General features: G+C 67.5%; 23 protein-coding genes and 3 tRNA genes. 22 read left to right on the top strand and 4 right to left on the bottom strand.

The window, feature by feature from the left end:
- The first annotated feature begins 143 nt into the window (after positions 1–143).
- The 10 genes from fimV to AT700_RS09280 all read left to right on the top strand — a co-directional run bounded on the left by fimV (position 144) and on the right by AT700_RS09280 (position 11,932).
- Positions 144–2,903, top strand: coding sequence for a motility hub landmark protein FimV (gene fimV, locus AT700_RS09235; protein WP_023117692.1), 2,760 nt, complete (start codon positions 144–146; stop codon positions 2,901–2,903).
- Positions 2,904–2,924: 21 nt separating this feature from the next.
- Positions 2,925–3,782 carry a tRNA pseudouridine(38-40) synthase TruA gene (gene truA, locus AT700_RS09240; RefSeq protein ID WP_003091390.1) on the top strand — a complete coding sequence of 286 codons (858 nt, stop codon included), beginning with the start codon at positions 2,925–2,927 and terminating at the stop codon, positions 3,780–3,782.
- A gap of 89 nt (positions 3,783–3,871) precedes the next feature.
- On the top strand, positions 3,872–4,507 hold the full coding sequence (locus tag AT700_RS09245; RefSeq protein ID WP_003116445.1) for a phosphoribosylanthranilate isomerase: 636 nt from the start codon (positions 3,872–3,874) through the stop codon (positions 4,505–4,507).
- A gap of 268 nt (positions 4,508–4,775) precedes the next feature.
- Entirely contained in the window at positions 4,776–5,648 is an 873-nt protein-coding gene (gene accD / locus AT700_RS09250) for an acetyl-CoA carboxylase, carboxyltransferase subunit beta (RefSeq protein ID WP_003104199.1), read from the top strand.
- On the top strand, positions 5,645–6,934 hold the full coding sequence (folC, locus tag AT700_RS09255; RefSeq protein WP_033882569.1) for a bifunctional tetrahydrofolate synthase/dihydrofolate synthase: 1,290 nt from the start codon (positions 5,645–5,647) through the stop codon (positions 6,932–6,934). Before accD ends, folC begins: the two co-directional genes overlap by 4 nt.
- 3 nt (positions 6,935–6,937) lie before the next feature.
- Complete coding sequence (locus AT700_RS09260; RefSeq protein WP_003147893.1) at positions 6,938–7,597, top strand: SPOR domain-containing protein; 660 nt, start codon at positions 6,938–6,940, stop codon at positions 7,595–7,597.
- A 73-nt stretch (positions 7,598–7,670) separates the two neighbouring features.
- Entirely contained in the window at positions 7,671–8,213 is a 543-nt protein-coding gene (locus AT700_RS09265) for a CvpA family protein (RefSeq protein WP_003113932.1), read from the top strand.
- A gap of 221 nt (positions 8,214–8,434) precedes the next feature.
- On the top strand, positions 8,435–9,940 hold the full coding sequence (purF, locus tag AT700_RS09270) for an amidophosphoribosyltransferase (protein ID WP_003091383.1): 1,506 nt from the start codon (positions 8,435–8,437) through the stop codon (positions 9,938–9,940).
- 16 nt (positions 9,941–9,956) lie between these two features.
- Entirely contained in the window at positions 9,957–11,168 is a 1,212-nt protein-coding gene (locus AT700_RS09275) for an O-succinylhomoserine sulfhydrylase (protein ID WP_003113933.1), read from the top strand.
- On the top strand, positions 11,165–11,932 hold the full coding sequence (locus AT700_RS09280; protein WP_048520958.1) for an SDR family oxidoreductase: 768 nt from the start codon (positions 11,165–11,167) through the stop codon (positions 11,930–11,932). The genes AT700_RS09275 and AT700_RS09280 overlap by 4 nt, the downstream gene beginning before the upstream one ends.
- 86 nt (positions 11,933–12,018) lie before the next feature.
- Here AT700_RS09280 and xcpQ read toward each other — a convergent pair whose 3' ends face one another.
- Positions 12,019–13,995 carry a GspD family T2SS secretin variant XcpQ gene (gene xcpQ / locus AT700_RS09285; RefSeq protein ID WP_031690809.1) on the bottom strand — a complete coding sequence of 659 codons (1,977 nt, stop codon included), beginning with the start codon at positions 13,993–13,995 and terminating at the stop codon, positions 12,019–12,021.
- Between the two features lie 4 nt (positions 13,996–13,999).
- Positions 14,000–14,707 carry a type II secretion system protein N gene (gene xcpP, locus AT700_RS09290; protein WP_003119750.1) on the bottom strand — a complete coding sequence of 236 codons (708 nt, stop codon included), beginning with the start codon at positions 14,705–14,707 and terminating at the stop codon, positions 14,000–14,002.
- Between the two features lie 219 nt (positions 14,708–14,926).
- Between xcpP and xcpR the strand changes: the two genes are divergently transcribed.
- The 12 genes from xcpR to AT700_RS09350 all read left to right on the top strand — a co-directional run bounded on the left by xcpR (position 14,927) and on the right by AT700_RS09350 (position 22,891).
- Positions 14,927–16,435, top strand: a complete 1,509-nt coding sequence (xcpR, locus tag AT700_RS09295; RefSeq protein ID WP_003091377.1) for a GspE family T2SS ATPase variant XcpR — start codon at positions 14,927–14,929, stop codon at positions 16,433–16,435.
- Positions 16,435–17,652, top strand: coding sequence for a GspF family T2SS innner membrane protein variant XcpS (gene xcpS, locus AT700_RS09300; RefSeq protein WP_003091376.1), 1,218 nt, complete (start codon positions 16,435–16,437; stop codon positions 17,650–17,652). Before xcpR ends, xcpS begins: the two co-directional genes overlap by 1 nt.
- A 4-nt stretch (positions 17,653–17,656) precedes the next feature.
- Positions 17,657–18,103, top strand: coding sequence for a GspG family T2SS major pseudopilin variant XcpT (gene xcpT / locus AT700_RS09305; RefSeq protein ID WP_003119751.1), 447 nt, complete (start codon positions 17,657–17,659; stop codon positions 18,101–18,103).
- Positions 18,104–18,109: 6 nt separating this feature from the next.
- On the top strand, positions 18,110–18,628 hold the full coding sequence (gene xcpU / locus AT700_RS09310; RefSeq protein ID WP_003103530.1) for a GspH family T2SS minor pseudopilin variant XcpU: 519 nt from the start codon (positions 18,110–18,112) through the stop codon (positions 18,626–18,628).
- Entirely contained in the window at positions 18,625–19,014 is a 390-nt protein-coding gene (xcpV, locus tag AT700_RS09315) for a GspI family T2SS minor pseudopilin variant XcpV (protein WP_003143604.1), read from the top strand. The genes xcpU and xcpV overlap by 4 nt, the downstream gene beginning before the upstream one ends.
- Positions 19,011–19,724, top strand: coding sequence for a GspJ family T2SS minor pseudopilin variant XcpW (gene xcpW / locus AT700_RS09320; protein WP_003110067.1), 714 nt, complete (start codon positions 19,011–19,013; stop codon positions 19,722–19,724). The genes xcpV and xcpW overlap by 4 nt, the downstream gene beginning before the upstream one ends.
- Positions 19,721–20,722: a GspK family T2SS minor pseudopilin variant XcpX gene (gene xcpX / locus AT700_RS09325; protein WP_003119753.1), complete on the top strand. Its 1,002-nt coding sequence runs from the start codon at positions 19,721–19,723 to the stop codon at positions 20,720–20,722. The genes xcpW and xcpX overlap by 4 nt, the downstream gene beginning before the upstream one ends.
- Positions 20,719–21,867 carry a GspL family type II secretion system protein XcpY gene (gene xcpY / locus AT700_RS09330; RefSeq protein WP_048520962.1) on the top strand — a complete coding sequence of 383 codons (1,149 nt, stop codon included), beginning with the start codon at positions 20,719–20,721 and terminating at the stop codon, positions 21,865–21,867. The genes xcpX and xcpY overlap by 4 nt, the downstream gene beginning before the upstream one ends.
- 1 nt (position 21,868) lies before the next feature.
- Positions 21,869–22,393: a GspM family type II secretion system protein XcpZ gene (gene xcpZ / locus AT700_RS09335; RefSeq protein ID WP_003091369.1), complete on the top strand. Its 525-nt coding sequence runs from the start codon at positions 21,869–21,871 to the stop codon at positions 22,391–22,393.
- 138 nt (positions 22,394–22,531) lie between these two features.
- Positions 22,532–22,607 (top strand) — tRNA-Val (locus tag AT700_RS09340).
- Positions 22,608–22,623: 16 nt separating this feature from the next.
- Positions 22,624–22,700 (top strand) — tRNA-Asp (locus AT700_RS09345).
- Between the two features lie 114 nt (positions 22,701–22,814).
- Positions 22,815–22,891, top strand: a tRNA-Asp gene (locus tag AT700_RS09350).
- A 286-nt stretch (positions 22,892–23,177) separates the two neighbouring features.
- On the opposite strand, the gene AT700_RS09355 is transcribed toward AT700_RS09350, so the two are convergent.
- Together AT700_RS09355 and AT700_RS09360 are read right to left on the bottom strand one after the other, a co-directional pair.
- Positions 23,178–24,215, bottom strand: a complete 1,038-nt coding sequence (locus AT700_RS09355) for an AraC family transcriptional regulator (RefSeq protein ID WP_012613883.1) — start codon at positions 24,213–24,215, stop codon at positions 23,178–23,180.
- A complete protein-coding gene (locus AT700_RS09360) occupies positions 24,212–25,330 on the bottom strand; it encodes a carbon-nitrogen hydrolase family protein (protein WP_003103515.1) in 1,119 nt (372 codons plus the stop codon). The genes AT700_RS09355 and AT700_RS09360 overlap by 4 nt, the downstream gene beginning before the upstream one ends.
- Between the last annotated feature and the right edge of the window lie 72 nt (positions 25,331–25,402).

A 25,402-nucleotide genomic window follows, 5' to 3' on the forward strand; every position in this document is an offset into this window, starting at 1 on the left:
AATTATTCGAGCTTGTTAATACTGGTTCGATCCGCTGCTGCCGGGGAGCGTCCGTCCATGCATGGCTGGGCGAGCGGACAGCAAGCACCGACGCACTCCCTCTCGTGAAACGAGAAAAGATATTAAAACCAAGGGATTACACTATGGTTCGGCTTCGTACACTGGTTCGGGCAATCGCGGCGGCCTCGGTCCTGACTTCCGGCATGGCGCATGGATTGGGACTGGGGGAAATCACCCTGAAGTCGGCGTTGAACCAACCGTTGGATGCCGAGATCGAGCTGCTCGAAGTTCGTGACCTGGGTTCGGGCGAGGTGATCCCGAGCCTGGCGTCGCCGGAAGAGTTCAGCAAGGCGGGCGTCGATCGCCTGTACTACCTCACCGACCTGAAGTTCACGCCGGTGGTGAAGCCCAACGGCAAGAGCGTCATTCGCGTGACCTCGTCGAAGCCGGTGCAGGAGCCCTACCTGAACTTCCTGGTCCAGGTGCTCTGGCCGAACGGCCGCCTGCTGCGCGAGTACACCGTCCTGCTGGATCCGCCGCTGTACTCCCCGCAGGCCGCGGCAAGCGCTCCGCAAGCGCCGGTCAGCGCGCCGCGCGCGACCGGCGCCCCGCGAGCCCCGCAGGCTCCGGCTCCGGTGCGTACCACCGCGCCGGCAGGCAGCGACACCTATCGCACCGTTTCCAACGACACGCTCTGGGAGATCGCCCAGCGCAACCGTACCGATCGCGTTTCCGTACCCCAGGCGATGCTCGCGTTCCAGGAGCTGAATCCGGGCGCCTTCGTCGATGGCAACATCAACCGGCTGAAGAGCGGCCAGGTCCTGCGCATTCCCACCGAACAGCAGATGCTGGAGCGCTCGCCGCGCGAGGCGCTGTCCCAGGTGCAGGCGCAGAACCAGAGCTGGCGCGGCAGCCGCAATCCGGCCGCGGGCAGCGCTGGCGCCAGGCAGTTGGATGCGACCCAGCGCAATGCCGCCGGGTCGGCGCCATCCAAGGTCGACGCCACGGACAATCTGCGCCTGGTGTCTGGCGAGGGCAAGGCCAGCAAGGGTGCCGACAAGGGCGGAAAGGGCGACAGCAAGGCGATCGCCGATACCCTGGCGGTGACCAAGGAAAGCCTCGACAGCACTCGCCGCGAGAACGAAGAACTGCAGAGTCGCATGCAGGATCTGCAGAGCCAGTTGGACAAGCTGCAGAAGTTGATCCAGCTGAAGGACGCCCAGTTGGCCAAGCTGCAAGGGCAGTTGGGCGCCGAAGGCCAGGGCGCAGCCCAGCCGAACGCAGCCCTGCCGGATGCGTCCCAGCCCAATGCGGCCGCGCAGGCGCCGGCTCAGCCCGGGACTCCTGCTGCGGCAGCGCCGACTCCTGCTCCAGCCGGAGAAGCACCCGCCGCTCCGGCGCAGCCTCCGGTGGCGCCGCCGCCCGCGCCAGCTGCCGAGAAGCCTCCGGCACCTGCCGTTCCGGCGCCCGCTCCGGTACAGGCGGCAGAGCAGCCGGCACCGAGCTTCCTCGACGAACTGCTGGCCAACCCGCTGTGGTTGGCGGTGATCGGCGGTAGCGCACTGCTGGCGTTGCTGGTGCTGCTGATGATCCTGTCGCGGCGCAATGCGCAGAAAGAGAAGGAAGAAGCCCAGGCTTTCGCCGCGGATACCGGCGAGGAACAGGAGGATGCGCTGGACCTGGGAAAGGACGGCTTCGACGACCTGACCCTCGACGAGCCTGAGCCGCAGGTCGCAGCCGTCGCTCCGCAGGTCGAGAAGACCACCGCGCAGACTTCCGATGCGCTGGGCGAGGCCGACATCTATATCGCCTACGGGCGTTTCAACCAGGCCGCCGAACTGTTGCAGAACGCCATCTACGACGAGCCGCAGCGCACCGACCTGCGCCTCAAGCTGATGGAAGTCTATGCCGAGATGGGCGATCGCGAAGGTTTCGCTCGCCAGGAAAACGAGCTGCGCGAAATCGGCGGCGCACAGCCGCAGGTCGAGCAGCTCAAGTCGCGCTATCCGGCAATGGTCGCGGTCGCCGCGGTTGCCGGCCTGGCCGGCGCCAAGCTGGCGCAGGACGAGCTGGATAGCTTCAGCCTCGACGATCTGTCGCTCGACGACAGCGGTCACGCGGCCAAGCCGGATGCGGCAGGACAGGATCTCGACGACGCCTTCGACCTGAGCCTGGACGACCTGGGCGGCGACGACGTGCAGGCCGACCTCAAGTCCGACAGCGGGGCGCTGGACGACCTGACCCTGGACAGCGATCTGGACCTGGCGGCCTCGACCGCGGCGGACAAGCCTGTCGACGATCTCGACTTCGGCCTGGATTTCGCGGAGTTGGCAGAGACTCCGAGCCAACCCAAGCATGACGACCTGGGCGATTTCTCCCTGGATCTCGATGCGCCGGAAGACAAGCTTTCGGACGACGACTTCCTGCTTTCGCTGAACGACGAAGTGCCCGCCGCGGCGCCCGCCGACAACGAATTCACCCTCGATACCGAGGCTGCCGAAGAGCCGGCGTTGTCCCTGCCGGACGACTTCGACCTGTCGCTGGCCGACGAGCCGACGGAGCCGGCCGCTCCGGAGAAGGGCGAGGACAGTTTCGCCGCCCAGTTGGACGAGGTGAGTGCGCAGTTGGACGAGTTGGCCAGCAACCTTGACGAGCCGAAGAGCGCGACGCCGAGTTTCTCCGCCGAAGATGCAGCGGTCGCCTCCGCCCTGGACGGAGACGCCGACGATGACTTCGACTTCCTCTCCGGTGCCGACGAAGCGGCGACCAAGCTGGATCTGGCTCGCGCCTACATCGACATGGGCGATAGCGAAGGCGCGCGCGATATCCTCGACGAAGTCCTGGCCGAAGGTAACGACAGCCAGCAGGCGGAAGCCCGCGAGTTGCTGGAGCGCCTGGCCTGATCCGGAAATGAAGCGACCCTCATGAACGATGTTGTTCCGCCAGCGGCAGCCGAATCGGCTGCCGCTGGCGTTTCCAGAATCGCCCTCGGCATCGAGTACAAGGGCTCCCGCTATCGTGGCTGGCAGCGCCAGGAAGCCGGCGTGCCTTCCGTGCAGGAAGCGCTGGAGCGCGCCTTGTCGAAGGTTGCCGCCGAGCCGGTCGGGGTGATCTGCGCCGGCCGTACCGACGCTGCCGTTCATGCCAGCGGCCAGGTGGTGCATTTCGACACCGCGGTGGAGCGCCCGTTGAAAGCATGGGTGATGGGCACCAACGCCAACCTGCCCGCGGATATCAGTGTGACCTGGGCGAGGGTGATGCCGGCGCATTTCCACGCGCGCTTCTCGGCCATGGCCCGGCGCTATCGCTACGCCATCTACAACGATCCGATCCGCCCGGCGCACCTGGCCGAGGAGGTCACCTGGAACCATCGGCCGCTGGATATCGGGCGGATGCGCGAGGCGGCCCAGGTACTGGTCGGCACCCATGACTTCACCTCGTTCCGGGCGGTGCAGTGCCAGGCCAAGTCGCCGGTCAAGACCATGCATCACGTGCGCTTGCTGGAGCATGGTCGGTTGATCGTGCTGGACATCCGCGGTAACGCTTTCCTTCACCATATGGTGCGCAACATCGCTGGCGTCCTGATGACCATCGGTGCCGGCGAGCGGCCGATCGAATGGGCGAAGGAGGTGCTCGAGGCGCGCGACCGGCGCGCCGGTGGGGTCACCGCTCACCCCTACGGACTCTATCTGGTGCGGGTGGAGTACCCCGGGGAGTTCGAGTTGCCCGAGCGCTACCTGGGGCCGCATTTCCTTTCCGGATTGCCCGATATCGTCGGCTGACGTCGAATCGGGCTTTTGCTACCATCGAGAATTCCCGCCGGACCGGCCGTCCGGCGGTTCGTCGCTCACTCGCCGAGGATTCTCCGTCGTTGCCAGCCGTTCGCATCAAGATCTGCGGTATCACCCGAGTCGAGGACGCCCTGGCCGCTGCCGCGGCGGGCGCCGATGCCATCGGCCTGGTGTTCTATGCGAAGAGCCCGCGGGCGGTGGATATCCATCGGGCGCGGGAGATCGTTCGTGCCCTGCCGCCGTTCGTGACCAGCGTCGGCCTGTTCGTCAACGCCAGCCGCTGCGAACTGGGCGAGATTCTCGATGCGGTGCCGCTGGACCTGCTGCAATTCCATGGCGACGAGCGCGCCGAGGACTGCGAGGGACATCGGCGACCCTACCTGAAGGCCCTGCGGGTGAAGCCCGGCGACGACATCGTCGGGCGCGCGGCGGCATATCCGGGAGCTGCCGGGATTCTCCTGGATACCTATGTGGAAGGCGTGCCCGGCGGCACGGGGGCGGCGTTCGACTGGTCGCTGGTGCCGACCGACCTGGGCAAACCCCTGGTGCTGGCCGGCGGTCTGACGCCGGATAACGTCGGCAGGGCAGTCGAGCAGGTCAAGCCCTACGCGGTGGACGTCAGCGGTGGCGTCGAGGCGAGCAAGGGAATCAAGGATGCGGCGAGGGTCCGCGCGTTCGTGGACGCGGTGCGTTCGCGGCGCCGCGACGAGACATGATGTGACGACGGGCGGCCCGCCGCCGTCCACTAGCGTGTCGCCGTTTCCGCGACAACGCCCGGCCGCCGATAGGGAGGCCAGATATTTCGCGATAGCCGCTCGCCGGGTATCGCCCAGGTGACCGCGCAGGCGGGGGATGGGACAGGCCGCGAAACGTTTCGCAGCCGTGGGGCCCACCGCTGCCGGCGGTCACGAAGATGAATTTGCTCAGGGACGCCGTCACCGGATCGGTGCGGCCATCCCGACCTTGCACTGGAGAACAAAGAGCATGAGCAACTGGCTGGTAGACAAGCTGATCCCTTCCATCATGCGTTCCGAGTCCCAGAAGAGTTCGGTACCGGAAGGCCTGTGGCACAAATGCCCGTCCTGCGAAGCCGTGCTGTACCGTCCGGAGCTGGAAAAGACCCTGGATGTCTGCCCGAAGTGCGATCACCACATGCGCATCAACGCGCGTACCCGCCTGGACATCTTCCTCGATGAGGACGGTCGCGAGGAGCTGGGTGCCGACCTCGAGCCGGTGGACCGCCTGAAATTCCGCGACAGCAAGAAGTACAAGGATCGCCTCGCCGCGGCACAGAAGGACACTGGCGAGAAGGACGCGCTGATCGCCATGAGCGGCAAGCTGCAGGGCATGCCGGTGGTCGCCTGCGCCTTCGAGTTCTCCTTCATGGGCGGTTCGATGGGCGCCATCGTCGGCGAGCGCTTCGTTCGCGCAGCCAACGTCGCCCTGGAGAAGCGCTGCCCGCTGATCTGCTTCTCCGCCTCCGGCGGCGCGCGCATGCAGGAAGCGCTGATCTCGCTGATGCAGATGGCCAAGACCTCGGCGGTCCTGGCGCGCCTGCGCGAAGAAGGCATCCCGTTCGTCTCGGTATTGACCGACCCGGTCTACGGCGGCGTTTCCGCCAGCCTGGCGATGCTCGGCGACGTGATCGTCGGCGAACCCAAAGCGCTGATCGGCTTCGCCGGTCCCCGCGTGATCGAGCAGACCGTCCGCGAGAAGCTGCCGGAAGGCTTCCAGCGTAGCGAGTTCCTCCTCGAGCATGGCGCCATCGACATGATCGTGCATCGTGCCGAGTTGCGGCCGCGCCTGGCCAATCTGCTGTCGGCCTTCACTCATTCGCCGAGCCCCGTATCCGCATGACCCAGCGTTCCCTGGCCGATTGGCTGAGCTATCTCGAACAACTCCATCCGACGGCCATCGACATGGGCCTGGAGCGTTCCCGCGAGGTAGCGCGCCGGCTCGGCCTGGGAAGGCCGGCGAAACGCGTGGTCACCGTTACCGGGACCAACGGCAAGGGCTCCACCTGCGCCCTGCTCGCCGAACTGCTGCGTGAGCAGGGGTTGTCGGTCGGGGTCTACAGCTCGCCGCACCTGCTGCGCTACAACGAGCGGGTGCGGATCGACGGCATCGAGGCCGGCGATGCGCAACTGTGCGACGCCTTCTCCGCGGTGGAGGCCGCACGTGGCGAGATTTCCCTGACCTATTTCGAAATGGGCACGCTGGCCGCCTTCTGGCTGTTCGAGCGCGCCGGGCTGGACTTCGCGGTGCTGGAAGTCGGCCTTGGCGGGCGCCTGGATGCGGTCAACCTGATCGACGCCGACCTGGCGCTGATCACCAGCATCGGCCTGGACCATGCGGACTGGCTGGGCGATACCCGCGAAAGCGTGGCTTTCGAGAAAGCCGGTATCCTGCGCGCCGGCAAACCGGCCCTGTGCGGCGATCTCGATCCCCCGCAGCCATTGCTGGAGCAGGTGGCTGCGCTGGGGGCACCGCTTTACCTGCGCGGTCGCGACTACGACCTGGCGCTCGCCGATCATGGCTGGCACTGGCGCGGGCTGGCCGCGGACGGCCAGGCGCTGGCGCTGCACGATCTGCCGTTGCTCGGGTTGCCCATGGAAAACGCCGCGCTGGCCCTGCAGGCCTACGCGTTGCTCGAGTTGCCCTGGCAGGCGGAGCGCCTGGCCGAGGCGCTGCGGCGGGCCCGGGTGACCGGTCGCCTCGATCGCCGCGACCTGTCCTGGAACGGCCAGCCACGCCAGCTCCTGCTGGACGTCGGGCACAATCCCCAGGCCGCCCAGTACCTGGCGCAACGCCTGCGTGCCGCAGCGCCACGAGGACGCTACCTGGCGGTCTTCGGCCTGCTGGCGGACAAAGACCTGGATGGCGTACTGGAACCCTTGACCGGCTTGGTGCAGGATTGGGCCGTTGCACCGTTGCCGACTCCGCGTTCGCGGCCGGCCGCGGAGCTGGAGGCGGCGCTGATCCTGCGCCAGGTTCCGGCGAGCAGTCATGCGGATATCGCCGCCGCCCTGGACGCGCAGTGCGCCAAGGCTACCGCGGATGATGTCATTCTGCTGTTCGGATCGTTCTATAGCGTGGCCGAAGGCCTGGAATGGCTGGCCCGTAGAACGGATAAGGGGGAGTAAATCATGGCCTTGCTGGAAAGAGGGCTGAAGCAGCGCATCGTCGGGGCGTTGGTGCTGATCGCCCTGGCGGTGATCTTCCTGCCGATGCTGTTCACCCGCGAAGACGAGTCGCGCCAGGTCGTGGTGGAAGCGCCGCCGCGCCCGCAATCGCCGGCCATGCCCAGTGTCGAGGTGCAGCCGACCGAGGTGCCGGAACTGCAGCCCGGCGAGGAAGGCATCGCTCCCGAGATCGTCGAGGAAGGCTCCCCGGCCGCCGCCGGCCAGCCCAGCCAGCCGATCGGCGGCCTGCCGGCGACCCCGCCGGCCACCCAGCCGCCCGCCCAGGCCCAGGCGCCGGCCGCCAGCCTGCCGCCAAGCCAGCCGCAACCGCCCGCTGCGCCGCCGAGCCCGCCGCCCGCGGAGAAGCGCCTGGACGCCAACAACCTGCCGCAGAGCTGGTCGGTACAGCTTGCCAGCCTGTCCAACCGGGCGCGCGCCGAGGAATTGCAGAAGACCCTGCGCTCCCAGGGCTACAACGCCTACATCCGCAGCTTCGACGGGATGAACCGGGTCTTCGTCGGGCCGGTGATCCAGCGCGCCGAGGCGGATCGCCTGCGCGACCAGTTGAGCAAGCAGCAGAAGCTCAACGGCTTCGTCGTGCGCTTCCAGCCGGAACGCGGTTGACCGCGACCCGCGGCTTACCGTCGCGGGCGCGCTCTGCTAAAATGCAGCGCCTTTTCTGCTTGTGGGCTGCATAGTGGCATTTACCTGGGTCGATTGGACGATGGTCGCCATCATCGTCGTTTCCAGCCTGATCAGTCTGAGTCGCGGCTTCGTCAAGGAAGCCTTGTCCCTGCTTACCTGGATAGTCGCCGGCGCGGTGGCCTGGATGTTCGGCGGGGCGCTGGCGCAGCACCTGGGCGAGTACATCCAGACCCCCTCGGCCCGCATCATCGCAGCCTGCGCGCTGCTGTTCATCGCGACCCTGCTGCTCGGGGCGCTGGTCAACTACCTCATCGGCGAACTGATCCGGGTCACCGGCCTCTCCGGCACCGACCGCTTCCTCGGCATGGTCTTCGGCGGTGCGCGCGGCGTACTGCTGGTCGTGCTGCTGGTCGGCCTGCTCAGCCTGGCCCCGGTACAGCAGGACCCTTGGTGGCAGCAGTCGGTGCTGATGCCGCATTTCCTGATGGTTGCCGACTGGTCGAAGAACTTCATTCTCGGTTTCGCCGGCCAGTGGTTGCCGGCCGCGCCGATAACGCCGCCGAGCGGCATCGGCGGGCTGCTTCCCAGCCAGTGATTTTGGCGGGACACTGGCCGAGGCCGGGTCCCGCGGTTTTCCAGGGCGGCGCGTCGATGGCGCGGCGCCGGCGGCACAGGACGTGCCGCGAGCCAGTCGGCGGCGAAGGTCGCCGATTCGCGGGAGCCAGCGGCCCACAGGCCCTGGTCAGCTCGATGGTCCGGGACGGACCGATCGCGCTTCCCATCTTTCCAGCTTGAGCCAAGTAGGGGTTGCGTCACATGTGTGGCATCGTCGGTATCGTGGGCAAGTCGAACGTCAATCAGGCGCTGTATGACGCGCTCACCGTCCTCCAACATCGCGGCCAGGACGCTGCCGGTATCGTCACCTGCCATGACGATAAGCTGTACCTGCGCAAGGACAACGGCCTGGTCCGCGACGTCTTCCAGCAGCGCCACATGCAGCGCCTGATCGGCAGCGTCGGCATCGGCCATGTGCGTTACCCGACCGCCGGCAGCTCCAGCTCGGCGGAAGCGCAGCCGTTCTACGTCAACTCGCCCTACGGCATCACCCTGGCGCACAACGGCAACCTGACCAATGTCGAGCAGTTGGCCAAGGAAATCTACGAATCCGACCTGCGCCACGTGAACACCAACTCCGATTCGGAAGTGCTGCTCAACGTGTTCGCCCACGAGCTGGCGGTGCGCAACAAGCTGCAGCCCACCGAGGAGGACATCTTCGCCGCGGTTTCCTGCGTGCACGACCGTTGCGTCGGCGGCTACGCGGTGGTGGCGATGATCACCGGCCATGGCATCGTCGGTTTCCGCGACCCCAATGCGATCCGTCCGATCGTCTTCGGCCAGCGGCATACCGAGAACGGCGTCGAATACATGATCGCCTCCGAGAGCGTGGCCCTGGACGTACTCGGCTTCACCCTGATCCGCGACCTGGCGCCGGGCGAGGCGGTGTACATCACCGAGGAAGGCAAGCTCTATACCCGCCAGTGCGCCAAGGCACCGAAGTACGCGCCGTGCATCTTCGAGCACGTCTACCTGGCGCGTCCGGATTCGATCATGGACGGCATCTCGGTGTACAAGGCGCGCCTGCGCATGGGCGAGAAGCTTGCCGACAAGATCCTCCGCGAGCGTCCCGACCACGACATCGACGTGGTCATCCCGATCCCGGACACCAGCCGCACCGCGGCGCTGGAACTGGCCAACCGGCTCGGCGTGAAGTTCCGCGAGGGCTTCGTCAAGAACCGCTACATCGGCCGCACCTTCATCATGCCCGGCCAGGCGGCGCGGAAGAAATCCGTGCGGCAGAAGCTCAACGCCATCGAGCTGGAGTTCCGCGGCAAGAACGTGATGCTGGTGGATGACTCCATCGTCCGCGGCACCACCTGCAAGCAGATCATCCAGATGGCCCGCGAGGCCGGGGCGAAGAACGTCTACTTCTGCTCCGCCGCGCCGGCCGTGCGCTACCCCAACGTCTACGGCATCGACATGCCGAGTGCGCACGAGCTGATCGCGCACAATCGCAGCACCGAGGACGTCAGCAAGCTGATCGGCGCCGACTGGCTGGTCTACCAGGACCTGCCCGACCTGATCGACGCGGTCGGCGGCGGCAAGATCAAGATCGATCACTTCGACTGCGCCGTGTTCGACGGCGAGTACGTGACCGGCGACGTCAACGAGGCTTACCTGAACCGGATCGAACAGGCGCGCAACGATGCGACCAAGGCCAAGAGCCAGGCGGTCAGCGCGATCATCGATCTGTACAACGACTGACAAAGGGGAGAGCGGCATGACTCAGGACTGGGATGCCGGGCGTCTCGACAGCGACCTGGAAGGCGCGGCCTTCGACACCCTGGCGGTTCGCGCCGGGCAACGGCGGACGCCGGAGGGCGAGCACGGCGAGGCGCTGTTCACCACTTCCAGCTACGTCTTCCGCACCGCCGCCGACGCGGCCGCGCGGTTCGCCGGCGAAGTGCCGGGCAACGTCTATTCGCGCTACACCAACCCCACGGTACGCACCTTCGAGGAGCGCATCGCCGCCCTCGAAGGAGCCGAGCAGGCGGTGGCCACGGCGTCGGGCATGTCGGCGATCCTCGCCCTGGTGATGAGCCTGTGCAGCTCCGGCGACCACGTGCTGGTCTCGCGCAGCGTGTTCGGCTCGACCATCAGCCTGTTCGACAAGTACTTCAAGCGCTTCGGTATCCAGGTCGACTATCCGCCGTTGAGCGATCTCGCGGCCTGGGAGGCGGCGTGCAAGCCGAATACCAAGCTGTTCTTCGTCGAGTCGCCATCCAACCCGCTGGCCGAGCTGGTGGATATCGCCGCGCTGGCCGAGATCGCCCACGCCAAGGGTGCGCTGCTGGCGGTGGACAACTGCTTCTGCACGCCGGCCCTGCAACAGCCGCTGAAGCTCGGTGCGGACGTGGTGATCCACTCCGCGACCAAGTACATCGACGGCCAGGGCCGGGGCATGGGCGGGGTGGTCGCCGGTCGCGGCGAGCAGATGAAGGAAGTGGTCGGCTTCCTCCGCACCGCCGGACCGACCCTCAGCCCGTTCAACGCCTGGCTGTTCCTCAAGGGCCTGGAAACCCTGCGTATCCGCATGCAGGCGCACAGCGCCAGTGCCCTGGCCCTGGCCGAATGGCTGGAGCGCCAGCCGGGCATCGAGCGGGTCTACTACGCGGGCCTGCCGAGCCATCCTCAGCATGAGTTGGCCCGGCGCCAGCAGAGCGGCTTCGGCGCGGTCGTCAGCTTCGACGTGAAGGGCGGGCGCGATGCCGCCTGGCGCTTCATCGACGCTACCCGGATGGTCTCGATCACCACCAACCTGGGCGACACCAAGACCACCATCGCCCACCCGGCGACCACCTCCCACGGTCGACTGTCCCCCGAGGACCGCGCGCGCGCCGGGATCGGCGACAGCCTGATCCGGGTCGCGGTCGGCCTGGAAGACCTCGACGACCTCAAGGCCGACATGGCTCGGGGGCTGGCTGCGCTGTGATCGAACCCAACCTGCGAGGCAACGGCAGGGTCGCCCTGGTCACCGGGGCGGCCCGGGGCATTGGCCTGGGCATCAGTGCCTGGCTGATCGCCGAGGGCTGGCAGGTAGTGCTTGCCGACAACGACCGTGAACGCGGGGCCAGGGTGGCCGAGGCGCTGGGCGAGCACGCCTGGTTCGTGGCCATGGACGTGGCCCAGGAGGGCCAGGTGGCGATGAGCGTGGCCGAGGTGCTCGGTCAGTTCGGCCGCCTCGACGGCCTGGTCTGCAACGCCGCCATCGCCAATCCGCGCAATACGCCGCTGGAGGCGCTGAGTCTCGGCGAGTGGACCCGGACCCTGGCGGTCAACCTGACCGGTCCGATGCTGCTGGCCAAGTACTGCACGCCTTATCTGCGCGCGCACAATGGCGCCATCGTCAACATCGCCTCGACTCGTGCCCACCAGTCGGAGCCTGACTCCGAGGCCTACGCCGCGAGCAAGGGCGGGTTGCTGGCGCTGACCCATGCCCTGGCCGCCAGCCTGGGCCCGGATATCCGTGTCAATGCGCTCAGCCCCGGCTGGATCGATACCCGCGAGGCCGCCGAGCGCGAGGCTGCGCCGCTGACCGAGCTGGACCACGACCAGCACCTGGTCGGCCGGGTCGGAACGGTGGAGGATGTCGCGTCGCTGGTGGCTTGGCTGCTCTCCGAGGACGCCGGTTTCGTCACCGGCCAGGAATTCCTGGTCGATGGCGGCATGACCCGGAAAATGATCTACCTCGACTGATTTGGTGGGGAGATGCGGAAAAGGCGCTGTTCCGAAAGGAGCAGCGCCTTTTTTTCGTATGAGGCCGCCTTGCCGGTATGGCGCCGTTATTCCGTCTTCAGTTCGCGCAGATCGACGGCCTGTCCATCGAACAACTGGTTGGCGTTGGTCGGCAGGATGCTGGGTCGTCCCTCCGGGCCGCGAGTGCCGTCGATGACCCGGATGTCGCTGTATTTCTTGCCCGAGAGCGCGGCGAGACCGGCGCTGTCGCGGACCACCGTAGGACGCAGGAAGACCATCAGGTTGCGCTTGGTGTGGGTGTCCTTGGTGGAACGGAACAGGCGACCGAGCAATGGGATGTCCCCGAGCAGGGGAACCTTCGACTCGGCTTGGGAAACGTCGTCCTGGATCAGGCCGCCGATCACGATCACTTGGCCGTTCTCGGCGAGGATGGTGCTCTTGATCGAGCGCTTGCTGGTGATCAGGTCGGTATTGTTGCGCTGCTGGGCGTTGGGCAGCAGGGCCGAGATCTCCTGCTCGATCTCCAGGCGCAGGGCCGCGCCGTCGTTGATGTGCGGAGTGACCTTGAGGCTGACGCCGATATCCTTGCGCTCCACGGTGGTGAACGGGTTGCTCGAACCTTCGCTGTTGGTGGTGTAGGAGCCGGTCTGGAACGGTACGTTCTGGCCGACCAGAATCTCCGCTTTCTGGTTGTCCAGGGTCAACAGGCTCGGGGTCGACAGCAGGTTGCTCTTGGTGTTGGCCGAGAGCGCGGTGACCAGCGCGCCGAAGCTGCTGCTGCCGATGCCGACGATGGCGCCGTCGGGGATGGATTCCGGTGCCTTGTTGCTCTCGAGCGATTGCAGCAGGGTGCCGATGGACAGTCCGGTATTGGCGAAGTTGGTCTTGGTTCCGCCCATGCCGCCCTTGTTGATCGCCCATTGCACGCCGACGGCATCCTGGATGTCGCCGGAGATCTCGACGATGGCCGCCTCCACCAATACCTGGGCACGCGGCACGTCGAGCTGGCGAACGATGTCTTCGAGAGCGTTGACCGTGTCCGGGTCGGCCAGCAGGACCAGGGCGTTGGTGCTTTCGTCGGCACGGATGAGGATGTTGCTCGGTCGGCCGCCGCCGGTCTGTTCGCCGCCCTGGCCGCCATTGTTCTTCATGCCTTCGGAAATCTGGCCGAGGGTTTCCGCGAGGGTCTTGGCGTCGTTGTGGCGCAGGCGGATCACCCGGGTGTTGGCTGAGCGCGCGGTCGGGGTGTCCAGCGATTGCGCCAGTTGCACCAGCTTGGCGCGCGCCTGCGGCGGGCCGAGGATGATCAGGCGGTTGGTGCGCGCGTCGGCGATCACCTGGGCGCCCGCCGCGCCCTTGGCCTGGCCGCGGCTCATGGCGTTGTTGAGCACCTCGGCGGCGTCCATCACCCAGCCGTAGCGCAGGTTGATCACGCTGTAGTCGTGGCTGCCCTTCTGGTCGAGCTGGCGGATCACGTCTTCGATTCGCGCGATATTGGCGCTGCGGTCGCTGATGATCAGCGCGTTGGCCGAGGGCACCGCGGCGAGGTGGCCATATTGTGGGACCAGCGGACGGATCAGCGGGATGAGTTCCGATACCGGGCTCTGCTGCACCTGGATCACCCGCGTCTCCAGGCGATCCGGCGCGCTCTGGCCGCCGCCGGCCTCGGTCTTGGCCTCGGCGTTGGGCACGATGCGCGCCTGGTCGCCCTGGGCGACCACGGTGAAGCCGTGGGTGCTCATCACCGAGAGGAACAACTGGTAGACCTCGCTCAACGAGAGCTGGGCCTTGGAGACCACGCTGACCTGGCCCTTGACCCGCGGGTCGACGACGAAGGTCTCGCCGGTGATTTCGGAAATCTGGTCGATGAATTCGCGGATGTCGGCATCCTTGAGGTTGATCGTCCAGTGCGCCTCCTGCTGGTTGCCGGCGGGGACGAAGGCGTTCCTGCCGCTGTCTTCGGCGTGCGCCACCTGGATGCCGAGGGCCAGGCTGAGAAGGACGGCGGGAACGTACGAACGACTGGAAGGGGCAAACAGGGCGCGGAGCAAAGGCTGGGACATCGGGTCAGTCGCTTTCCGTAGGCGTGGTCGTGGGCTCGCTCGAGTCTTCTTCGGCGGGTTCTGCGATGGGCGTGGCTTCCATCTGCTGGCGCAAGGCGTCCAGGCGCTCGCGCAATGCTGCAGCGTTCTCATCCTGCAGGCTTTGCAGTTGTTCGATCGAGTCGTTCTCGCTTGTAATGTCGTCCGCGCTGGCCAGCAGTCCCCCGGAACGGTGCGGGAAGGGCAGGCTTTCCAGGCGCCCGCCGCGCTGCAGTTCGACGCGGTCGCGGTAGACCGCGTGCAGCTTCACGCCGTCGCTGATCTCGCCGCCGACCGCGTAGCGGTGCGGCTTGTCGCCCTGGCGCTGGATGATCGCGCTGGACAGCTTGGGATCGCTCTGGACGAAGCTGCCCTTGAGCACCAGGTCGAGGTTGGTGGCCGGTGGCGGGGCGTTGGGGTCCTGGGCGCTGGTGCCGAAGAGGCGCGCCAGGCGGGTCGGATCGCTGCGGATCGACTCGTGGCTGACCGGCGAGGCGGCGACGGCTACCGGGCTGCGTTGCAGGCGCAACCAGCCGGCCGCCTGCCAGGCGAGGCTGATGCTCATGGCGATGATCAGGGCAACAGCCAGAAGGGCCGGGGCGTACCGCTGCAGCCAGCGGGAAGAGGCGCCGGAGAAAGGCAATACATCACTCCTGGTCTTTATCGTTATGTCTGAAGATCGCCGAGGGATCATAGCAGTTCGTTGCCAGTAGGCTACCTACTTCTATCAATAGGTGTGACTGGCCGGGCCAGGCACGCTTGTGCTTAAGATAACGGCTCGCCAGGATACTTCTGCAAGAGGAACTCGGGATCGGCCGCACAAAACGACTAACAACTAACAATACTGACGGTAACCGTTCAGTGGTCATATACGACCAAGATACTTCTGTAAGGTTACCGCTATAAGGCATCCATGATGACAGCCCCATTACCCGACATCGCCGCGCCGGCCGCACCGCCACGGCGTCTGCCGTTCAGCTTCGCCAAGCGCCAGGGCCTGCTGTTCCTGTGCCTGGAGGAGCAGTACTGGCTGGCCTGCCGGCCGCAGGTGGAGCTGGCGGCGATCGCCGAGGCGCAGCGCTTCGCCGGCCGCCGCCTGCCGCTCAAGGCGCTCGGCGAGGACGCCTTCAACCAGGCCCTGGCGGCCTCCTACCAGCACGACTCCTCGGCGGCCATGCAGCTCGCCGAGGACCTCGGCGGCAGCCTGGACCTCGCCGCGCTGGCCGACCAGGTCCCGGAAACCGAGGACCTGATGGAGCAGGAGGACGACGCGCCGATCATTCGCCTGATCAACGCGATCCTCGGCGAGGCGATCCGCGAGAACGCCTCGGACATCCACCTGGAAACCTTCGAGAAACGCCTGGTGGTGCGCTTCCGCGTCGACGGCGTGCTGCGCGAGGTGCTGGAGCCCAAGCGCGAGCTGGCGGCCCTGCTGGTATCGCGGATCAAGGTCATGGCGCGGCTGGACATCGCCGAGAAGCGTATTCCCCAGGATGGGCGGATTTCCCTGCGGGTCGGCGGGCGCGAGGTGGACATCCGCGTCTCGACCCTGCCCTCGGCCAACGGCGAACGGGTGGTGCTGCGTCTGCTCGACAAGCAGGCCGGGCGCCTGAACCTGCAGCACCTGGGCATGAGCGAGCGCGACCGCAAGCTGATGGACGAAACGGTGCGCAAGCCGCACGGCATCCTGCTGGTCACCGGCCCCACCGGCTCGGGCAAGACCACCACCCTGTACGCCAGCCTGACCACGCTCAACGACCGCACGCGGAACATCCTCACCGTCGAGGATCCGATCGAATATCACCTGGAGGGCATCGGCCAGACCCAGGTCAACGCCAAGGTCGACATGACCTTCGCCCGCGGCCTGCGGGCGATCCTCCGGCAGGACCCGGACGTGGTGATGGTCGGCGAGATCCGCGACCGGGAGACCGCCGAGATCGCGGTGCAGGCTTCGCTGACCGGCCACCTGGTGCTCTCGACCCTGCACACCAACAGCGCCATCGGCGCGATCACCCGCCTGGTGGACATGGGCATCGAGCCGTTCCTGCTGTCCTCCTCCATGCTTGGCGTGCTGGCCCAGCGCCTGGTGCGGGTGCTCTGCCCGGCGTGCAAGGAGCCCTACCGCGCCGACGAGGCCGAGTGCGCGCTGCTCGGCGTCGATCCCGCCGCGCCGCCGACCCTGCATCGCGCCCGCGGCTGCGGCGAGTGCCACCAGCATGGCTATCGCGGGCGTACCGGTATCTATGAACTGGTGGTGTTCGACGACCACATGCGCTCGCTGATCCACAACGAATCCTCCGAGCAGGAAATGACCCGGCATGCCCGCACCAGCGGACCGAGCATCCGCGACGACGGTCGGCGCAAGGTGCTGGAAGGCGTCACTACGGTCGAGGAAGTCCTGCGCGTGACCCGGGAAGAATAATGGCCGCCTTCGAATACCTCGCCCTCGACCCCAGCGGTCGCCAGCAGAAGGGCGTGCTGGAGGCGGACAGCGCGCGCCAGGTCCGCCAGTTGCTGCGCGAGCGCCAATTGGCGCCGCTCGACGTGAAGCCCACCCGTACCCGCGAGCAGAGCGGGCAGGGCGGGCGCCTGACGTTCGCCCGCGGACTGTCCGCGCGCGACCTGGCATTGGTGACCCGGCAACTGGCGACCCTGGTCCAGGCCGCGTTGCCGATCGAGGAGGCGCTGCGCGCCGCCGCGGCGCAGTCCACCTCGCAGCGCATCCAGTCGATGCTTCTCGCGGTGCGCGCCAAGGTCCTCGAAGGCCATAGCCTGGCCGGCAGCCTGCGCGAGTTTCCCACCGCCTTTCCCGAGCTTTACCGGGCGACTGTGGCTGCCGGCGAGCATGCCGGGCACCTCGGCCCGGTGCTGGAGCAACTTGCCGACTACACCGAGCAGCGCCAGCAGTCGCGGCAGAAGATCCAGCTGGCGCTGCTCTATCCGGTGATCCTGATGGTCGCTTCGCTGGCCATCGTCGGCTTCCTGCTGGGCTACGTGGTGCCCGACGTGGTCCGGGTGTTCATCGACAGCGGGCAGACCCTGCCGCTGTTGACCCGCGTGCTGATCGGCGTCAGCGACTGGGTCAAGGCCTGGGGCGCGCTGGCCTTCGTCGCGGCGATCGGCGGGGTGATCGGCTTCCGCTACGCGCTGCGCAAGGATGCCTTTCGCGAGCGCTGGCATGGCTTCCTGCTGCGCGTGCCGCTGGTCGGTCGGCTGGTGCGTTCCACCGACACCGCGCGCTTCGCCTCGACCCTGGCGATCCTCACCCGCAGCGGCGTGCCGCTGGTGGAGGCGCTGGCGATCGCCGCCGAGGTGATCGCCAACCGGATCATCCGCAACGAAGTGGTCAAGGCCGCGCAGAAGGTCCGCGAGGGCGCCAGCCTGACCCGCTCGCTGGAAGCCACCGGACAGTTCCCGCCGATGATGCTGCACATGATCGCCAGCGGCGAGCGCTCCGGCGAGCTGGACCAGATGCTGGCGCGCACCGCGCGCAACCAGGAGAACGACCTGGCGGCGCAGATCGGCCTGATGGTCGGCCTGTTCGAACCGTTCATGCTGATATTCATGGGCGCGGTGGTGCTGGTCATCGTCCTGGCCATTCTTCTTCCGATCCTTTCTCTCAACCAACTCGTGGGGTAATCGCGTGAATCAGAGCCGCCCATTGCAGCGTCGCCAACAGTCGGGCTTCACCCTGATCGAAATCATGGTCGTGGTGGTCATCCTCGGCATCCTCGCCGCCCTGGTGGTGCCGCAGGTGATGAGCCGTCCCGACCAGGCCAAGGTCACCGTGGCCAAGGGCGACATCAAGGCCATCGCTGCCGCGCTGGACATGTACAAGCTGGACAACTTCGCCTATCCGAGCACCCAGCAGGGCCTCGAGGCGCTGGTGAAGAAGCCCACCGGCAATCCGCAGCCGAAGAACTGGAACAAGGACGGCTACCTGAAGAAGCTGCCGGTCGATCCGTGGGGCAATCCCTACCAGTACCTGGCGCCGGGCACCAAGGGCCCGTTCGACCTGTATTCGCTGGGCGCCGACGGCAAGGAAGGCGGCAGCGACAACGACGCCGACATCGGCAACTGGGACAACTGACCGGACATGCGGGCTTCGCGCGGCTTCACCCTCATCGAGCTGATGGTGGTGATGGTCATCATCAGCGTGCTGATCGGCCTGGCGGTGCTCAGCACCGGCTTCGCCAGCACCTCGCGGGAGCTGGACAGCGAGGCCGAGCGGCTCGCCGGGCTGATCGGCGTGCTGACCGACGAGGCCGTGCTGGACAACCGCGAGTACGGCCTGCGCCTGGAGCGCGATGCCTATCAGGTACTGCGCTACGACGAAGCGAAGGCGCGCTGGTTGCCGGTGGCGCGCGACAGCCACCGCCTGCCGGAGTGGGCGGAGCTGACCTTCGAGCTGGACGGCCAGCCGCTGGTGCTGGCCGGCAGCAAGGGCGAGAAGGAGCAGAAGAAAGGCACCGACCAGCCGCAATTGCTGATCCTCTCCAGTGGCGAACTCAGTCCGTTCCGCCTGCGCCTGGCCGAGCGCGGACCCGAGGGGCGGGCGTTGTCGCTGAGCAGCGACGGTTTCCGCCTGCCACGGGTCGAGGTGGCGCGGCGATGAGGCGCGCGCGCGGTTTCACCCTGCTGGAAGTGCTGGTGGCCCTGGCGATTTTCGCCATGGTCGCGGCCAGCGTGCTCAGTGCCAGCGCGCGCAGCCTGCAGAACGCCTCGCGGCTGGAAGACAAGACCCTGGCGATGTGGATCGCCGACAACCGTCTCAACGAATTGCAACTGGAACAGACGCCGCCCTCCAGCGGCCGCAACCAGGGCGAGCTGGAGTTCGCCGGGCGCCGCTGGGAGTGGCGCACCCAGGTCGACAGCACCGCCGAGCAGGATATGCGGCGGGTGATCGTCTGGGTCGCGGCGAAGCCCGTTGGCCGCGAGCGTGGCAGCATCGAGGAACGCGCCGCGGCGCGCCTCGTCGGTTTCCTCGGGAGCCAGCCATGAGGCTACAGCGGGGCTTCACCCTGCTCGAGCTGCTGATCGCCATCGCCATCTTCGCCCTGCTGGCCCTGGCCACCTACCGCATGTTCGACAGCGTGATGCAGACCGACCAGGCGACTCGCGTGCAGGAGCAGCGCATGCGCGAGCTGGTGCGGGCGATGGGCGCGCTGGAGCGCGACCTGACCCAGGCGGTCGAACGTCCGGTACGCGACGAACTGGGCGATAACCGTGGCGCCTTCCTCAGCGAGGGCGAGAACGACCAGATCGTCGAATTCACCCGTGGCGGCTGGCGCAACCCGCTCGGCCAGGCGCGCTCGCGCCTGCAGCGGGTGCGCTGGTCGCTGTCCGGGGAGACCCTCGAACGCCGCTACTGGCTGGTTCTGGACCGCGCCCAGGACAGCAAGCCACGGGTGCAGCAGGTGCTGGACGGGGTTACCGCGCTGAGCTGGCGCTTCCTCGACAAGGAGCACAACTGGCAGGGCCACTGGCCGACCGACGAAGGCAGCGAGGAGGAGCGCCTGGAAAGCCTGCCGCTGGCGGTGGAGATGACCCTGGAGCACCGCCACTACGGCAAGCTGGTGCGCGTCTGGCGTCTGCTCGATCCGCCGCTCAAGCAGGACCAGCCGCAGGGCCAGCCGGGCGGCGAGAATGGCGAGAACGGCGAGGGCGGAGTGCCGCAGCCGCCGGAAGGCATGCCGGGGGCGCCGGAATGAGGCGCGGGCAGAACGGCGTCGCGCTGATCACCGTGCTGCTGGTGGTGGCGGTGGTGACCATCGTCTGCGCCGGGCTGATCATCCGCCAGCAGTTGGCGATACGCAGCAGCGCCAACCAGTTGCACGTGCGCCAGGCCTGGCACTATGCGCTGGGCGGCGAACGCCTGGCGGAAGCGGTGCTGCGCCGCGACCTGCGCCAGGGCGGCGAGAATACCCGCGAGCCGGTGGACCACCTGGGCGAGGCCTGGGCGCGACCGATGACGCCGTTCAAGCTGGACGACGGCGGCGAGCTGCGGGTGCGGATCGAGGACCCCAGCGGACGTTTCAACCTCAACGGGCTGGTGCGCAAGCGCAAGGTCAAGCCGGATTCGGTGAAGCAGTTCCGTCGCCTGCTGGCCACCCTGGGGATGAAGGAAGAGATCGTCCAGGGCTTGCCGGACCGGCTGGCCGACTGGCTCGACGCCGACCAGAATCCGCAGGGCGAGCAAGGCGCCGAGGACAACCAGTACCTGCTGGAGGCGCCGGCCTACCGCGCCGCCAACCGCAGTTTCAAGGACGTGTCCGAGCTGCGCCTGCTGAAATTGTCGGAAGCCGACTATCGACGCCTGCTGCCGTTCGTCAGCGCCTTGCCCGAAGATGCGCCGCTGAACGTGAACACTGCCAGCGTGCCGGTGCTGGCCGCCATGTTCGAGATCGATCCGGGACAGGCGGAAAACATCGTGGCGGCCCGTGGGCGAGAAGGCTTCCAGGAGAAGACTGAGTTCAGCAAGCACCTGAACGAGTTGGGATCAAAGGCAAGTAACGTCAACTTTGCCGTCGGCACCCGCTACTTCCAGGTGATCAGCGAGGTCAGCCTGGGCGACCGCCGGCAGGTGCTGGTGAGTACCTTGCAGCGGGGCAAGGACGGCAAGATACGCGTGATGGCCCGCGACATGGGGCAGGGCGGCCTGCCCATCCCGTCGACGGGCGGCGACGATTGGAAGAAGGACGAGCGATGAGTGGAGTGAGTGCGCTGTTCCTGCCGCCCGCCAGCACGGCGGGGGCCGATGGGGAACTGGCGGTATGGTGGGTGCAGGATGGCGAGTGCCGGCGCGCGCCGTTCGCCCAGGCGCTGGCGGAAATCCGTGCGCCCTGGCGGCTGTACCTGCCGGTGGAGGCGGTGACCGCCTGCGCGGTGAACCTGCCTACACAGAAGGCGCGCTGGTTGCGCCAGTCGCTGCCGTTCGCGGTGGAGGAACAACTGGCCGACGATGTCGAGCAGATGCATCTTGCCCTTGGTCCGGCGCTGGCCGACGGCCGCCACCGGGTATTCGCCGTGCAGCGCACCTGGCTTGCCGCCTGGCTGGCGCTGGCCGAGGGCGCGGGCAAGGCGCCGGCTTCGCTGCATGTCGATGCCGATTGCCTGCCGGGCGAGGGCAGTTGCCTGTTCTGGCTGGAAGAGCGCTGGTTGCTCGGCGGCAGCGGCGCCGTACGCCTGGCCTGCGGCAGCGAGGATTGGCCGGTACTGCGCGACAGTTGCCCGCCGCCGCAGCGGGCCTTCGCCGCGCAGGAGGTGGCGCCCCTGGAGGGGGTGGAAGTCCAGGCCCTGGCGGGCAATCCGCACGTCTGGCTGAGCGAGCAGCCGCTGGGCACCGACCTGGCCCAGGCCGAGTTCGCCGCGCGCCAGCAGAGCAGCCAGTGGCGCCGCTGGCGGCCGCTGCTGGGGTTGGTCGGGCTGTGGCTGGTATTGCAATGGGGCTTCACCCTGCTCCAGGCCTGGCAGTTGCAGCGCGAAGGCGACCGCTACGCGGCGCAGAGCGCAGAACTCTACCGCCAGTTGTTTCCCGAGGACCGCAAGCTGATCAACCTGCGCGCGCAGTTCGACCAGCACCTGGCCGACAGCGCCAGCAGCGGCGGCGAGGGCCAGTTGCTCGGCCTGCTTGGCCAGGCCGCCACGGTGATCGGCGGCGAGCCGACGGTGAGCGTCGAGCAACTGGACTTCAGCGCCGCTCGCGGCGACGTCGCCCTCCAGGTGCGGGCTCCCGGTTTCGACGTGCTGGAACGGCTGCGTTCGCGTCTCAGCGAGTCCGGGCTGGCGGTGCAGCTGGGTTCGGCCAGCCGCGATGGCTCGACGGTCAGCGCGCGCCTGGTGATAGGAGGTTGAGATGAAGGTGATGACGCAATTCCACGAGCGCCTCAGGGCCCAGGCGGAAACCTCGCAGCTGGCGATCCGCTGGCGCGGGCTGCCGGCGCGGGACCGCCTGGCGCTGCTCTGGCTCGGCGCGTTCCTCCTGCTGGTGGTGCTTTACCTGGCGCTGTGGCGCCCGGCCGAGCGCCATCTGCAGTCGGCGCGGCAGTACTTCACCGAACAGCGCGCGCTGCATGCCTACATCCAGCAGCAGGCGCCCAACGTGCGCCAGGCCGATGCCGCGGCGCCACAGGCGCAGATCGACCCGGCGGCGCTGCAGGGCATGGTCACGGCTTCGGCGGCCCAGGCCGGACTGAGTGTCGAGCGCCTCGACAACGAAGGCGAGGGCGCCGTGCAGGTGGCCCTGCAGCCGGCGCCATTCGCCAAGCTGCTGCCCTGGCTGGAGCAGTTGAACGGGCAGGGCGTGCAGGTGGCGGAGGCCGGCCTGGACCGCCAGGTCGACGGCCGGGTCTCGGCGCGCCTGAGCCTGCGGGTCGAGTGAGCGGCCCGTGGCTGGGCCCGGCCTGGGCCCCGGCGCCGACCGTGGCGACAGGCGATCGCCGAAATTTCAAAAAAAATTCAATCAGGGCATTGACTTAGGTTTTTCGGTCGGTAGAATGCGCCCCACTTCGAGAGTGAAGGGTGATTAGCTCAGCTGGGAGAGCATCTGCCTTACAAGCAGAGGGTCGGCGGTTCGATCCCGTCATCACCCACCAATCTCGCAAGTTACGCGCAGCGGTAGTTCAGTCGGTTAGAATACCGGCCTGTCACGCCGGGGGTCGCGGGTTCGAGTCCCGTCCGCTGCGCCATTCACTTCCCCTCCCGAGTTCACCACCCCGAACTCGCCGTCTTCCACCAGAAGGCGGGCAGCCTGGCTGCAACGAGAGGAAGTCGCTTTACCGGGCATCTTGCCCAGCCGACGCGCAGCGGTAGTTCAGTCGGTTAGAATACCGGCCTGTCACGCCGGGGGTCGCGGGTTCGAGTCCCGTCCGCTGCGCCATACATCTTCACCACGCCGAGGCGGGGTGAGCCACGAAGAAAGCGGCCAATGGCCGCTTTTTTCGTTTCCGTCGTCCCCTGCGTCTTCCGCTTTCTCCTTGTTTGCCGGATTTCCTGCTCCGTCGGTCCGCGCGCGGTAATCCCGCTGTCATCTTCCTCGTCTACAGCTGAAAGACACAGACGAACGAAGGTGATCCGCGATGGACGACTACCAGGAAGAACTGCTGGAGCAGCATGCCGCCGAATGCGATCTGCCAGAGCCGGCGGACGATGCCACCGAGATGTGATCATGCGCTCTGTCGCTGGGCGCGGCGGAATTCGCCGGGCGTCTGCCCGCTCCAGCGCTTGAAGGCGCGCTGGAAGGCTTCCGCCGAGGCGAAGCCGAGCAGGTAGGCGATTTCGCCGAAAGCCAGGTCGGTCTCGCGGATGTAGACCATCGCCAGGTCGCGGCGGGTGTCGTTGAGGATGCTGCGGAACTGGGTGCCTTCCTCGGCCAGCTTGCGCCGCAGGGTCCAGGTCGGCAACTTGAGGCGCGCGGCGATTTCCTCGAGGTCCGGTTCGCGACCATTGAGCATCGGCCCCAGCAGGCGGCTGACGCGCTCGCGCCAACTGCGGGTGCGGGTCAACTGCTCCAGTTCGCGGTTGCAGAGTTCCAGCATCTGGTTCCAGGTGCTCGGACAGTGCTCGGCATTCGCCAGGGCCAGGCTGGCCTGGCTCAGGCGCAACTGGTTGGTCGGCGCGCCGAATTCCACCGGGCAGCCGAAGAATGCCTCGTAGCGCTCGGCCCAAGGCGGCGCTGGATATTCGATCTCCACCCGCTCCGCTTTCAACGGCTGCCTTGCCAGGGCGCCGAGATGGCTGATCCAGCCTGCCAGCACCGAATCGACGACGAAGCGGTTATAGGCGTTGTAAGGGCTGATCGAATAGAAGCGCAGCCAGGCGCCGCCGGCGTCTTCCACCAGGCTCGACTGGCCCCGGTAGTTCTGCGCGTAAAGCGGTTCCAGGTGGATCATTGCCCGCGCGGCGGCGCGCAGGTTGGGCGCCTGGGCGACGCTGACGCCGGCCAGGCCCATCTGTCCGAGACGGCTCAGGCGGCCCATCTGCAGGCCGAGGGCGGGGTCGCCGCTGAGCTGTATGGCGGCATGGCCGAGGCGCATGTAGCGAGGGATCGACAGGCGCGCCCCGGGTTCGGCCAGGCGCCGCTGGTCGAGGCCGTACTGCTCGAGCAGTGGTGCGGGCTCGACGCCGGCGGCGAGCAGGGCGTCGGCCAGCGCCTGGACGAAGCCGACCGAGAGGTCGCCGAGGCGAACCCGGGGCGCGCTCATAGCCAGAGATTGACCAGTTGCGCACCGCCGCCGGGATTGGCCTGGCGCATGCCCTGCGACGAACCGAGCAGGCTTTGGCCGTCTTCGGTGACGTTCCACAGGCGGCTATGGGCGAAGGCCACGGCGGCGCCGCGCGCACCGCTGGCCAGCAGGCGCTCGCCGACCGCCAGGCGCTGCCAGGCCTCGGCGTTGCTCAGGCTGTTCGGCGCCAGGCGTACGTCGCCGGGAACCAGCTCCGCATCGAAGCCGGGCCAGGGCTGCTGCCAGCGACCGCTCTGGTTCAGGGCGGCGGGGATCGCCAGCAGTTCGACGCGCTGTTCGACCAGGGTGGCGTAGGTGTCCGGGTACCAGCTGTCGGTGCCGATCAGCACGCCCAGGCGTCCTGCCGGCGTATCCAGCACCTGCAGGCGCTCGCCGCGACCGTTGTTGAGGTAGCTCAGTTCGTGGCGGGTCGGGAACACCTTGCGTTGCGGCTGGCCGAGCGGCCGGCCGTCGGGACCGAAGGTCAGGCTGACGTTGTACAGCTGGCCGGTGCCGGGACGCAGCTCGCCGTCCTCGACCTCGGGGTCGGGCAGGACGATGGAGCCGGCGACCACCGTCACCTTGAAATCATGGGCGAGCCCGCCGAACAGGGTCTGGTAGTCGTGGGCCATGTCCACCGCCTTCATCCGGAACAGGGTGTCGGTGAGACGCTGATCGCCGCGCGCGGTGATCCAGCCGCGCGCCACCTTCAGTGGGTTGCTCGCGGCCATCCAGTCCATCGCCGTGGGCCAGTCGGCAGCGGCGTAGACCTCGGGCTTCTCGCCGCTGGCCACCAGCCAGGTGCCGACATGCTCGGGGAACACCACCACCGTGCGCTCGTTGAGCAGGCCCTGGCGGCGGGCATTTTCCAGGTAGGCGTGGAATTTCAGTTGCAACCGTTCGGCGCTCTGGTAGTCCGGCGTGAACAGTTCCGGCTGGACCGCCAGCAGATTGCCGCGCTCGCCGGGCTGGCCCTGGACCACGCTGACCTGGCTGCGCAGGTCGGACAGGTAGTGGCCTACCGGGCGGCGTTCGGCCCAGCCGGCGTAGGCGGCGAAGAGGGTGATGAGGATCAGGAAGATCAGCTTGCGCATGCGGGTCTCCAAGGCAGCCCACAGGGTAGGGGAGTGGCGTCGGCTTGCCAAGCATCCCTGTGCATTCCGATC

The organism is Pseudomonas aeruginosa (genome assembly GCF_001457615.1).
GTDB classification, from domain to species: domain Bacteria; phylum Pseudomonadota; class Gammaproteobacteria; order Pseudomonadales; family Pseudomonadaceae; genus Pseudomonas; species Pseudomonas aeruginosa.

Coding starts and splice junctions, on each gene's coding strand:
- xcpU (WP_003103530.1), top strand. CDS start 18,110: ATGCGGGCTTCGCGCGGCTTCACCCTCATCGAGCTGATGGTGGTGATG.
- xcpW (WP_003110067.1), top strand. CDS start 19,011: ATGAGGCTACAGCGGGGCTTCACCCTGCTCGAGCTGCTGATCGCCATC.
- xcpP (WP_003119750.1), bottom strand. CDS start 14,707: ATGATCCCTCGGCGATCTTCAGACATAACGATAAAGACCAGGAGTGAT.
- fimV (WP_023117692.1), top strand. CDS start 144: ATGGTTCGGCTTCGTACACTGGTTCGGGCAATCGCGGCGGCCTCGGTC.
- folC (WP_033882569.1), top strand. CDS start 5,645: ATGACCCAGCGTTCCCTGGCCGATTGGCTGAGCTATCTCGAACAACTC.
- xcpS (WP_003091376.1), top strand. CDS start 16,435: ATGGCCGCCTTCGAATACCTCGCCCTCGACCCCAGCGGTCGCCAGCAG.
- AT700_RS09260 (WP_003147893.1), top strand. CDS start 6,938: ATGGCCTTGCTGGAAAGAGGGCTGAAGCAGCGCATCGTCGGGGCGTTG.
- xcpY (WP_048520962.1), top strand. CDS start 20,719: ATGAGTGGAGTGAGTGCGCTGTTCCTGCCGCCCGCCAGCACGGCGGGG.
- xcpX (WP_003119753.1), top strand. CDS start 19,721: ATGAGGCGCGGGCAGAACGGCGTCGCGCTGATCACCGTGCTGCTGGTG.
- accD (WP_003104199.1), top strand. CDS start 4,776: ATGAGCAACTGGCTGGTAGACAAGCTGATCCCTTCCATCATGCGTTCC.
- AT700_RS09360 (WP_003103515.1), bottom strand. CDS start 25,330: ATGCGCAAGCTGATCTTCCTGATCCTCATCACCCTCTTCGCCGCCTAC.
- AT700_RS09275 (WP_003113933.1), top strand. CDS start 9,957: ATGACTCAGGACTGGGATGCCGGGCGTCTCGACAGCGACCTGGAAGGC.
- xcpQ (WP_031690809.1), bottom strand. CDS start 13,995: ATGTCCCAGCCTTTGCTCCGCGCCCTGTTTGCCCCTTCCAGTCGTTCG.
- xcpR (WP_003091377.1), top strand. CDS start 14,927: ATGATGACAGCCCCATTACCCGACATCGCCGCGCCGGCCGCACCGCCA.
- purF (WP_003091383.1), top strand. CDS start 8,435: ATGTGTGGCATCGTCGGTATCGTGGGCAAGTCGAACGTCAATCAGGCG.
- truA (WP_003091390.1), top strand. CDS start 2,925: ATGAACGATGTTGTTCCGCCAGCGGCAGCCGAATCGGCTGCCGCTGGC.
- xcpV (WP_003143604.1), top strand. CDS start 18,625: ATGAGGCGCGCGCGCGGTTTCACCCTGCTGGAAGTGCTGGTGGCCCTG.
- AT700_RS09355 (WP_012613883.1), bottom strand. CDS start 24,215: ATGAGCGCGCCCCGGGTTCGCCTCGGCGACCTCTCGGTCGGCTTCGTC.
- xcpZ (WP_003091369.1), top strand. CDS start 21,869: ATGAAGGTGATGACGCAATTCCACGAGCGCCTCAGGGCCCAGGCGGAA.